The following is an 8,401-nucleotide window of genomic DNA, read 5'->3' on the forward strand; positions in this document are numbered from 1 at the left end:
GATGACCGCCACCACTCTCGCCACGGCGGGCGAGCGCACCCGGCGCCGCCCGTCACCGGTCCCCTACCTGCGCTACGGGGCCGGCAAGCTGGCCGGCGCCGCCGTGTCGCTGCTGGCCGTGCTCGTCACCGGCTTCTTCCTGTTCCGGCTGATCCCGGGCGACCCGGTCCGTACGATGACCGGCGGCCGCCCGATCTCCGCCGAGCAACTGGCCGCCTACCGCCGGGAGTTCGGGCTGGACCTGCCGCTGTGGCAGCAGTTCACGGACTACTGCGGCAAGGCGCTCACCGGTGACCTCGGCACCTCGTACCAGTTCCGCGCCCCGGTCGTCGACAAGATCACCGAGGCGCTGCCCAACACCCTGCTGCTCACCGGCACCGGGTTCGTGCTCTACACCCTGCTCGGCGTCTTCCTCGGCACCCGCGCGGCCTGGCGGCGCGGCAGCCTCTCCGACCGCTTCCACACCGGACTGGCGCTGACCCTGTACTCGGTGCCGTCGTTCTGGCTGGGCCTGCTGCTCATCATCGTGCTGTCGGTCGGCATCGGCCCGCTCCCCGGGCTCTTCCCCACCGGCGGCATGGAGTCCGGCGGCAAGGAGGGCTTCGCGTACGTCCTCGACGTCGCCCACCACCTGATCCTGCCGGTGGTCACGCTGGTCGCCGTCGAGTACGGCCAGACGCTGCTCGTGACCCGCTCGGCGCTGCTGGACGAGATGGGCAGCGACTATCTGACGACCGCACGGGCCAAGGGGCTGCGCGACGACCTGGTGCGCCGCCGCCACGCGGTGCCCAACGCGCTGCTGCCGACCGTCACGCTCGTCTTCGTCAACCTCGGCCGGACCGTCGCCGGGGTGATCCTGGTCGAGACCGTCTTCTCCTGGCCGGGCCTGGGCGGCCTGTTCTACCAGGCGCTCAGCGTGCCCGACCTGCCGCTGGTGCAGGGCCTGTTCCTCTTCTTCGCCGCGGCGGTGATCGTCATGAACACCCTGGCAGACCTGGTCTATCCGCTGCTCGACCCGAGGGTGGGACGGACATGAGCACAACCGCGCCTCCCACCGTGGCGGCCCTGACCTGGCAGCGCCGCCGCCGCGCCGCCGCACGGTTCTGGCGGCAGTACACCACCCACCGCGCCGGGCTGGCGGGCCTCGCGGCGCTCGTGCTGCTCGCCCTGCTCGCGCTGAGCGCGCCGCTGACGGTCGGTTCGGACGTGGCGAGCGTGACCGGCGCACCCGGGCGGCCGCTGCAGAGCCCGAGCGGGGGGTTCTGGCTGGGCACCGACCGTTTCGGCCGCGACCTGCTCGGCCTGCTGGTGTGGGGCTCGCGGGTCTCCCTGCTCATCGGCCTGCTCGCGGCCGTGCTGTCGGTGGCGATCGGCGCGGTCGTCGGGATCACCGCCGGACACTTCCGGGGCGTGTACGCGACCGTCCTGATGCGGGTCACGGACTGGTTCCTGGTGATGCCGACACTGGTGCTGGCCATCGCGCTGGCCACCGTGCTGCCCCGCTCGCTCGGCACGGTCGTGCTGGCGATCGGCGTCACCACCTGGCCGACGACCGCGCGGCTGGTGCGGGCGCAGACCCTCGCGGTGGAGTCACGGCCGTACATCGAACGGGCGAAGGCGCTCGGCGGCGGGCACTGGCACATCATGACCCGGCACGTACTGCCGAACGTGATGCCGCTGGTGCTGGCGCAGACGACGCTGATGATCTCCTCCTCCATCCTCGCCGAGGCCACGCTCGCCTTCCTCGGGCTGGGCGATCCGACGGTCGTGTCCTGGGGCGGGATGCTCCAGGAGGCGCGGGAGGCGGGCGCGGTCAGCTCGGGCGACTGGTGGTACCTGGTGCCGCCCGGCATCGCGATCGCGGGGGTGGCGCTGGCGTTCACGCTGTGCGGACGGGCCGTGGAGGCAGTCCTCAATCCCAGGCTGGGGGTGGCGCGATGACGCTGCTGGAGGTACGGGACCTCGCCGTGACGTACCAGGGCGGAGCGGCCGCCGTACGCGGCGTGGACCTGACGCTGGAGGCCGGGCAGAAGCTCGGCGTCGCGGGCGAGTCGGGCTGCGGCAAGTCGACGCTGGCCCTGGCGCTGCTGCGGCTGCTGCCTGCGGGCACGCGGATCACCGGCCGAGTCACGCTGGACGGCGAGGACGTGCTCGGCATGCGCTGGGGGCAGCTGCGCGCGGTGCGCTGGGCGGGCGCGTCGATCGTGTTCCAGGGCGCGATGCACTCCCTCAACCCCGTGCACCGGGTCGGCGACCAGATCGCCGAACCGATCCTGCTGCACGGACGGGCGACGGCCGCCGCCGCCCGCAAGCGCGCCGGGGAGCTGCTGGAGCAGGTGGGCCTGCCGGCGGCACGCGCCTCGGCCTTCCCGCACGAGCTGTCCGGCGGCCAGCGGCAGCGCGTGATGATCGCCATGGCCCTGGCCTGCGAGCCCCGGCTGATCATCGCGGACGAGCCGACGACCGCCCTGGACGTGATGATCCAGGCGCAGATCCTGAGGCTGATCGAGCACCTGGTCGCCGACCAGGACGTCGGCCTGATCATGATCAGTCACGACCTCGCCGTGCTGGCCGACACCTGCGACCGGCTGGCGGTGATGTACGCCGGGCGCGTGGTCGAGGAGGGCCCGGCCCGCTCGGTCCACGAGGACGCCCGGCACCCGTACGCGCGTGCCCTGTCGGCCGCGTTCCCCCGCATCGGCGACCCGGCGTCCCGGTTCGCCCCGCAGGGCCTGCCCGGCGACCCGCCGGACCCGTCCGCCCTCCCCGCCGGCTGTGCCTTCCACGCCCGCTGCCCGGTGGCCCTGCCGGTGTGCGCGGCCGACGACCAGCCGCTGCGGGACGCCGGCCCGGGCCGCGCGGCGGCCTGCGTGCACGTGACCGGCGTACCGGAGTCCGCGGGGCCGCCCGGTGACCCGGCCGCGCCTCCCGAGAACGCGAGGAGCACGCCATGACGACGACACCGAACGCCCCGCTGCTCACGGTGCGGGACCTGGGCGTGACGTTCCCGGGCCGGCAGGGCGCCGGGCCGGCCCGCGCGGTCGACGGGGTGCAGCTCGACATCCGCCCCGGCGAGATCGTCGCGCTGGTCGGCGAGTCCGGCTGCGGCAAGTCGACGCTGGCCCGCGCGCTGCTGGGGCTGGTGAAACCGACGGCGGGCCAGGTGACGTACGACGGACGGGAACTGTCCTACTCGCAACGAGCCCTGCGCGCCCACCGCCGCCAGGTCCAGCTGGTCCTCCAGGACCCCAGCGGCTCCCTCAACCCCCGGCACACGGTGTACGACGCGGTGGCGGAGGGCCTGCGCATCCACGGGCACGCCGGGGACGAACGCAAGGCGGTCGCCGACGCCCTGTCGCGCGCGGGCCTGCGCCCCCCGGAGCGCTTCTTCCTGCGCTACCCGCACGAACTGTCCGGCGGCCAGCGCCAGCGGGTCGTCATCGCGGGCGCGCTGGTGCTGGAACCGGAACTGCTGGTGGCCGACGAACCGGTGGCGTCCCTGGACGCCTCGGTGCGCGGCGAGATCCTGGCCCTGCTGCTCCGCCTGCGCACCGAACTCGGCCTGGCGGCACTGGTGGTGACCCACGACCTGGGCCTTGCATGGAACATCGCCGACCGGGTGGCGGTGATGTACCTGGGCCGGATCGTGGAGACGGGAACGGTGGAGGAGGTACTCACCTCCCCGAGGCACCCCTACACCCAGGCTCTGCTGTCGGTCCTCCCCGAGGCCCCCGGCACGCCGGTCGTCCTGTCCGGCGAACCCCCGGACCCCTCCCGCATCCCCTCCGGCTGCCGCTTCCACGCCCGCTGCCCGGCCCTGGCGAACGGAGAGGCAGAACGAGCGGGAGTGGCAGAGGCCTGCCGCACAAAGGACCCGGCCGTCCTCAACGCCGATACACGAAGCCAATCGGCCTGCCACTTGTCACCGACGGGGCTGATGCCCGCCTAGGGGCGCGGGGCTGTATTTGACATGCGGCTACCGCCGCGCGGGCGCGACCAGCCACAACGCGCCCGCACCCGAAAGACCACCGCAGAAAACCAAAGTTCCCGGCACCCGAAAACAAAGGGCACCGGGAACAACGGCTCAGCCGACGGCGGTCACACCGCGTGGACGACGTCCTTCTCCTCGGCGAAGTGGCACGCCGACTCGTGCGCCGCAGGCGTGTCCTCGCCCTTGAAGCGCTCCGGGATCGCCAGGATCGGAACCTCCTGCGCGCACTTGTCCTGCGCCTTCCAGCACCGGGTGCGGAAGCGGCACCCCGACGGCGGGTTCGCCGGGGACGGCACATCACCGGTGAGGATGATGCGCTCGCGGTGCTCACGCGCGTCCGGGTCCGGGACGGGGACCGCGGAGAGCAGCGCCTGGGTGTAGGGGTGCGTCGGGTGGTCGTAGATCTGCTCGTCCGTGCCGATCTCGGCGATCTTGCCGAGGTACATCACGCCCACACGGTCCGAGATGTGCCGGACGATCGACAGGTCGTGCGCGATGAAGATGTAGGACAGGTTGAACTCGTCCTGCAGACGCTCCATCAGGTTGACGACCTGCGCCTGGACGGACACGTCCAGCGCGGAGACCGGCTCGTCGCAGATGATGATCTCGGGGTTCAGGGCCAGGCCGCGGGCGATGCCGATGCGCTGGCGCTGACCGCCGGAGAACTGGTGCGGGTAGCGGTTGATGTACTCCGGGTTCAGACCGACGACATCGAGCAGGTCCTGCACCTTGCGGCGCCGGTCGCCCTTCGGGGCCACCTCGGGGTGGATGTCGAAGGGCTCGCCGATGATGTCGCCGACCGTCATCCGCGGGTTGAGGGAGGTGTACGGGTCCTGGAACACCATCTGGATGTTGCGGCGGACCGCCTTCATCGCACGCCCGGACAGCTTGGTGATGTCCTGGCCCTTGTAGAAGATCTCGCCCGCTGTGGCGCGCTCCAGGTTCATCAGGAGCTTGGCGACCGTGGACTTGCCGCAGCCGGACTCGCCCACGATGCCGAGGGTCTCGCCCTGGTAAAGGTCGAAGGAGACACCGTCGACGGCCTTGACCGCGCCGATCTGCTTCTTGAACAGGATGCCCTGGGTCAGCGGGAAGTGCTTCTTCAGGTCACGCACCTGAAGGATCGGCTCGCCGCGCGACACGGGCGCCTCGATCGCGGCGACCGCCTCCTCCTCGGAGTGGGCGTCGACGACGTCCACCTCGGAGACGTTCGGCGTGGCATCCGGCTGCTCGTCGTTCTTGCTGAGCTCAGCCATGGAGCGTCTCCTTCCAGAAGTGGCAGGCCGAGGCGCGGCCCGGCAGGTCCGTGCCGTCCTGCTCGGTGACCGGCGCCAGCGGCGGGACCTGCTCGCGGCAGATGTCCTGGGCCTTGGGGCAGCGCGGGTTGAAGGCGCAACCGGTCGGGATGTGCAGCAGGTTGGGCGGCAGACCCTTGATCGCGTACAGCTCCTGGCCCTTCTGGTCCAGGCGCGGGATGGAGTCCAGCAGACCCCGCGTGTACGGGTGCGCCGGCCGCTTGTACAGCTCGTGGACCGGGGCGCGCTCCACGATCCGGCCCGCGTACATCACCGCGATCTTGTCCGCGACGTCGGCGACCACGCCGAGGTCGTGGGTGATCAGGATCAGGCCCATGTTGTACTCGCGCTGCAGTTCGGCGAGCAGGTCCATGACCTGCGCCTGGACCGTCACGTCGAGGGCCGTGGTCGGCTCGTCGGCGATGATCAGGTCCGGCTCGAGCGCCAGCGCCATGGCGATCATGATGCGCTGGCGCATACCGCCGGAGAACTGGTGCGGGTAGTCGTTGACGCGGGCGGCAGCGGCCGGGATCTTGACCTTGTCCATCAGCTCGATGGACTTGGCCTTGGCGTCCTTCTTGGACAGACCCTGGTGGATGCGGAACATCTCACCGAGCTGGTAGCCGACGGTCAGCACCGGGTTCAGCGAGCTGAGCGCGTCCTGGAAGATCATCGCGATACGGCGGCCGCGGATCTGGCGGCGGTCCTCGCCGGACATCTTCAGCATGTCCTGGCCGCGGAAGAGGATCTCGCCCTGCGGGATCTTCGCCGGCGGCATGTCGAGGATGCCCATGATGGCCTGCGCGGTGACCGACTTGCCGGAGCCGGACTCGCCGAGCACGGCGAGGGTCTCACCCGCGGAGACGCTGTAGTTGACGCCGTTGACGGCCTTGACCACGCCCTCACGGGTGTGGAACTCGACGTGCAGGTCACGCACTTCGAGCAGCGGACCGCCGTCGGCGCCCTCGCCGCGCGGCGAGGGCACGGAAGTGGTGTCTTCGATGATGGTCACGTACGCCTCCCTCAGCGCGACTTCGGATCGAGGGCGTTGCGGACGGCCTCACCGAGCATGATGAACGCCAGCACCGTGATGCTGAGCATGATCGACGGGTAGAGCATGATGTACTGCGCGACGCGGATCTGGTTGCCGCCGTCGGAGATGTCGTTGCCCCACGAGACGCCGTTCAGGCCCAGGCCCAGGAACGACAGCGTCGCCTCGGCGCCGATGTAGACACCCAGCGAGATGGTGGCGACGACGATCACCGGCGCGACCGCGTTGGGCAGCACGTGGCGGAACAGGATCCGGCTGGTCGAGGCGCCGAGCGCCTTGGCCGCCTGCACATAGTCCGTCGCCTTGACGGTGATCACCGAACCGCGCATGACACGCGCCGTCTGGGTCCAGCCCAGGAAGGCCAGGGCGGTGATGACGACGGGGATGTTGCGCTCGGTGAAGGAGTTCAGCATCACCATCGCGCCGAGCAGGAACGGGATGCCGAAGAACATGTCCGTGATGCGGGACAGCACCGCGTCCAGCCAGCCGCCGAAGTAGCCGGCGAGCATGCCGACCAGACCACCGAAGACGGTGACGACCAGCGTGGTGCCCGCGCCGACGAGCAGCGAGGCGCGGGTGCCGTAGATGGCACGGGCGTAGACGCTGCGGCCCTGGGCGTCGTAGCCCAGCCAGTCCTCGGCGAAGGCCTTGCCGTAGTGCGGGTGCTGGAGGTAGTGGGCCGCCAGGTCCTTGTTGTTCGGGTCCGCGCCCGTGAACAGGCTCGGCCAGGCCGCCATCACCATCAGCAGCAGGATGAGCACCGCCGAGACGATGAACACCCAGTTGGTGCGCAGGTCCCGCCAGGCGTCACCCCACAGGCTGCGGGTCTTCTCCGGCTTGCCCGCGGGGGCGCCGCCTGCGGCGACGGCGACGACGGGCTCGTCTGCGGTCTTGGTCAGCTCAGGCATAACGGATCCTCGGGTCCAGAACCGCGTACAGCAGGTCCACGATCAGGCTGGTGAGGAGGTACACGAGGACGAGGATGGTGACCAGGCCGACCAGCGTGGTGCCCTCACGGCGGGTGATCGAGTCGGCGATGGTGCCGCCGATGCCGTGGATGTTGAAGATGCTCTCGGTCACGACGGCGCCGCCCATCAGGGCACCGAGGTCGGTGCCGAGGAAGGTGACGACGGGGATGAGCGAGTTGCGCATCAGGTGCACACCGACGATACGGCGGCGGGGCAGGCCCTTGGCGACGGCGGTGCGGATGTAGTCGGCGCGCAGGTTCTCCGCGATCGACGTCCGGGTGAGCCGGGCCACATAGGCCAGTGAGGCGCTGGCCAGCACGATGGCCGGCAGCAGCAGCTGGTTGAGGTTCGTGTCGTCGTTGACCGCCGGTTCCAGCCAGCCGAGCTGGAAGGCGAACACCGTCTGGAGGATGTAGCCCAGGACGAAGACGGGGACCGAGATCAGCAGCAGCGTCACGAAGAGGACGACGGTGTCGGCCCACTTGCCGGCACGCATGCCGGAGACGACGCCGAGAACGATGCCGAGGACCGCCTCGATGACGAACGCCAGGCCGGACAGGCGCAGCGTCACGGGGAAGGCGTCGCCCAGGATTTCGGTGACCGGACGCCCGCTGGCGATCTGGTTGCCGAAGTCGAAGTGCAGGACGATGCCCTTCATGTAGTCCAAGTACTGGACCAGAACGGGCTTGTCGAGGCCGTACTCGTGCCGCAGCGCCCGAAGGACCGCCGGGCTCGTGCCCTTGTCACCGAAGAGCCCCCGCACGGGATCGCCGGGCAGGGCGTAGACCATCAGGAAAATCAGCAGGGTTGTCCCGATGAAGACCGGGATCATCTGGAGCAGTCGTCGTGCGACATAGCGCCCCATGGTGCCTCCATGTCAGTCACAGCGGCAGGCCCTTTCCATCACACACGAACGGCTCCCCCGAGCCTGTCCGTACGTGTGTGCTGAAAAGGGCCCCCCGGCCTGTTGTCGGCCGACGCCGTGGCGCCCCCCCCCCGGGGCGGGCCGGCCAACCGGGTAGGCCGCCGGTTATTAATTTACAGGAACCCCGGCAGGTTCGGGGGACCCGCCGGGGGGGGCAGTTCACCCGAGGAC

8 protein-coding genes are annotated in these 8,401 nt (G+C 70.5%); 4 read left to right on the top strand and 4 right to left on the bottom strand.

Features of this window, described 5'->3' with window-relative positions; translation table 11 throughout:
* Nucleotide 1 precedes the first annotated feature (1 nt).
* From AB0J12_RS04770 to AB0J12_RS04785, 4 genes are read left to right on the top strand one after another with little or no spacing between them, the layout of a single operon-like run.
* Complete coding sequence (locus AB0J12_RS04770; protein WP_363262720.1) at nucleotides 2-1,036, top strand: ABC transporter permease; 1,035 nt, start codon at nucleotides 2-4, stop codon at nucleotides 1,034-1,036.
* A complete protein-coding gene (locus AB0J12_RS04775; protein ID WP_363262721.1) occupies nucleotides 1,033-1,941 on the top strand; it encodes an ABC transporter permease in 909 nt (302 codons plus the stop codon). The genes AB0J12_RS04770 and AB0J12_RS04775 overlap by 4 nt, the downstream gene beginning before the upstream one ends.
* Nucleotides 1,938-2,954 carry an ABC transporter ATP-binding protein gene (locus AB0J12_RS04780; protein ID WP_363262722.1) on the top strand — a complete coding sequence of 339 codons (1,017 nt, stop codon included), beginning with the start codon at nucleotides 1,938-1,940 and terminating at the stop codon, nucleotides 2,952-2,954. The genes AB0J12_RS04775 and AB0J12_RS04780 overlap by 4 nt, the downstream gene beginning before the upstream one ends.
* Nucleotides 2,951-3,949, top strand: coding sequence for an ABC transporter ATP-binding protein (locus AB0J12_RS04785; protein WP_363262723.1), 999 nt, complete (start codon nucleotides 2,951-2,953; stop codon nucleotides 3,947-3,949). The genes AB0J12_RS04780 and AB0J12_RS04785 overlap by 4 nt, the downstream gene beginning before the upstream one ends.
* 149 nt (nucleotides 3,950-4,098) lie before the next feature.
* Here AB0J12_RS04785 and AB0J12_RS04790 read toward each other — a convergent pair whose 3' ends face one another.
* From AB0J12_RS04790 to AB0J12_RS04805, 4 genes are read right to left on the bottom strand one after another with little or no spacing between them, the layout of a single operon-like run.
* Nucleotides 4,099-5,247, bottom strand: a complete 1,149-nt coding sequence (locus tag AB0J12_RS04790) for a dipeptide ABC transporter ATP-binding protein (protein WP_363262724.1) — start codon at nucleotides 5,245-5,247, stop codon at nucleotides 4,099-4,101.
* Nucleotides 5,240-6,298 (bottom strand): ABC transporter ATP-binding protein, encoded by a 1,059-nt coding sequence (locus tag AB0J12_RS04795; RefSeq protein ID WP_363262725.1) that lies wholly within the window; start codon nucleotides 6,296-6,298, stop codon nucleotides 5,240-5,242. The genes AB0J12_RS04790 and AB0J12_RS04795 overlap by 8 nt, the downstream gene beginning before the upstream one ends.
* A gap of 11 nt (nucleotides 6,299-6,309) precedes the next feature.
* Complete coding sequence (locus AB0J12_RS04800; protein WP_363262726.1) at nucleotides 6,310-7,245, bottom strand: ABC transporter permease; 936 nt, start codon at nucleotides 7,243-7,245, stop codon at nucleotides 6,310-6,312.
* The gene (locus AB0J12_RS04805; protein WP_363262727.1) at nucleotides 7,238-8,170 is read right to left on the bottom strand and encodes an ABC transporter permease; all 933 of its coding nucleotides are present in this window, start codon (nucleotides 8,168-8,170) and stop codon (nucleotides 7,238-7,240) included. Before AB0J12_RS04805 ends, AB0J12_RS04800 begins: the two co-directional genes overlap by 8 nt.
* Nucleotides 8,171-8,401 lie beyond the last annotated feature (231 nt).

The sequence above is a fragment of the Streptomyces sp. NPDC049915 genome (genome assembly GCF_040656475.1).
Taxonomy (GTDB): Bacteria; Actinomycetota; Actinomycetes; order Streptomycetales; family Streptomycetaceae; genus Streptomyces.

Coding starts and splice junctions, on each gene's coding strand:
- AB0J12_RS04800 (WP_363262726.1), bottom strand. CDS start 7,245: ATGCCTGAGCTGACCAAGACCGCAGACGAGCCCGTCGTCGCCGTCGCC.
- AB0J12_RS04785 (WP_363262723.1), top strand. CDS start 2,951: ATGACGACGACACCGAACGCCCCGCTGCTCACGGTGCGGGACCTGGGC.
- AB0J12_RS04790 (WP_363262724.1), bottom strand. CDS start 5,247: ATGGCTGAGCTCAGCAAGAACGACGAGCAGCCGGATGCCACGCCGAAC.
- AB0J12_RS04770 (WP_363262720.1), top strand. CDS start 2: ATGACCGCCACCACTCTCGCCACGGCGGGCGAGCGCACCCGGCGCCGC.
- AB0J12_RS04780 (WP_363262722.1), top strand. CDS start 1,938: ATGACGCTGCTGGAGGTACGGGACCTCGCCGTGACGTACCAGGGCGGA.
- AB0J12_RS04805 (WP_363262727.1), bottom strand. CDS start 8,170: ATGGGGCGCTATGTCGCACGACGACTGCTCCAGATGATCCCGGTCTTC.
- AB0J12_RS04775 (WP_363262721.1), top strand. CDS start 1,033: ATGAGCACAACCGCGCCTCCCACCGTGGCGGCCCTGACCTGGCAGCGC.